Genomic DNA, 1,762 nt, shown 5'->3' on the forward strand with positions numbered 1-1,762 from the left:
TAAGAAACACCAGCGGAGAAATGCTATCTTTGGCATCCTCCGCTGGTGAATTGTATTTACATTCCAGTTACCAGAAGATCAGGATTTTTAGTAGTCTGAAGCAGAAACACCGGCCGCATCAAGCACCTGGCGGAAGGCATCATAGAAGGTGTCATTCTGTTCTTCAAGAGCATTCCAGCTATAGGCGGTATCAAGAGCTTCTTTGCCTGCATCGGTCTCAGCGATAGCCAGCAAGGCATCAACGATCAAAGCACGTGCTTCAGCGTCAAAGCTGGGAACGAACTGAACACCATCATTGGGGATGTCGGCTGAGATCTCGATGACCTTGATGACGTCTTTGACGTCAGGATGATCCTCTTCAATGGTGCCACGGGCGTCTACATAAGATGTGCCCGCATCGCAGTCACCATTATAAACACCGGCAACAGAAGCATCATGGGAGCCAGCGTCTACAATTTGGGCCAGATCGGTATCAGGATCGATACCAGCAGCTTTAAAGGTGATGCTGGGGATGATCCAGCCACTGGTGGAAAGAGGGTCGGGGCGGCAAACGGTCTTCCCGGCCAGTTCTGTAATAGATGTAATACCACTATCTTCGCGAACGAAAATTTGGCCATTATAGACAGCACTGCCAAATCGGACTGAGACCAGGGAAACATCAGCGCAGCCTCTTTCGGCAGCCAGGATGTATGAGAAAGTGGCCAAAGATGACATATGAGCTTTTGGCGGATTACTGCACATGGCTTCGATCACACCAGCGTACTCAGTGGCGACCAAAGGCTGAACAACCAGGCCAGTCTCATCGAAGATCATTGCGGCAACTTCTTCAAAGCCTGTGACGACGCGCTCGGTTTCACCTGAGGGAACAACAGCCCAGATGATGGGGTTTTTTTCTGTCCCAAGTTTGCCCGGGCCACAAGCAGATATGACAAGCGATGCAATGATCAAAACAAAGAGCAAATACAAAACTTTCTTCATGTTTTTCTCCTCTCAAAGAAAAGTAGGATTATGGTTGAATTTTCAACCTTTCAGAAATGATAATAACTCGAAACAAAATAGAATGCAAGGTACCTGTGTTCTCGAAATGTTATAATATATCCTAAAATAGTTTTTGCTTATTTCCCTTTCTATTTTTATGAGGATAATGTAGATCATGAAACAATATTTGGTTCCAATACTTCTTCTACTTGTTGTGGGCGCAGGTGCATATTTTGTTGTTCAATCCGTACAAGAGGGTGCATCCCAAGCCCAACAGGCCCTGGCCCCTATCGCGCAGGCAAATAGTGCCATGCAGACCCAGGTCTCCGAGTTGCTCAACCCCACGCCAACAATTGTAGCTGATCCTGTGACTATCATCAATGAAATTCGTGCGTTGGCAAGACTAGAGACAATTCAATATAATGAAACTCAAGTTGTACACTATGAAGATAGGCAAGGAACATTAGGCTTCCTCTTTGGTACAAAATTTCTTGTTGTGGTACACGGAATTGTTATTGCCGGAATTGATATGGAAAAAATTCGACCAGAAGATATGAAATTGGAAGGAAGTGTTTTATACGTACAGCTTCCTCCAGCAGAAGTATTTATAACTGCGTTGAATAATAGCGAGACAGAGGTGTATACAATTCAGGACGGACTTTGGGCTGAGATTGATCCGAATATGGTAATTAAAACTCTTGGGGTGGGAGAAGAAGCAATTCTGAATGCCGCACTAGAAGATGGTATTTTAGATACAGCTCAGAAAAATGCCGAAAGTTACTTG

2 protein-coding genes are annotated in these 1,762 nt (G+C 45.0%); one reads left to right on the forward strand and one right to left on the reverse strand.

Annotated elements, in window-relative coordinates; all coding sequences use genetic code 11:
- Positions 1–87: 87 nt before the first annotated feature.
- Entirely contained in the window at positions 88–978 is an 891-nt protein-coding gene (locus AC3DOM_RS08200) for a phosphate/phosphite/phosphonate ABC transporter substrate-binding protein (protein ID WP_487918555.1), read from the reverse strand.
- Between the two features lie 175 nt (positions 979–1,153).
- Between AC3DOM_RS08200 and AC3DOM_RS08205 the strand changes: the two genes are divergently transcribed.
- Positions 1,154–1,762, forward strand: a 609-nt coding sequence (locus tag AC3DOM_RS08205; RefSeq protein WP_487918556.1) for a DUF4230 domain-containing protein, incomplete at its 3' end; no start/stop codon positions are given.

Source organism: Candidatus Desulfolinea nitratireducens (genome assembly GCF_982879505.1).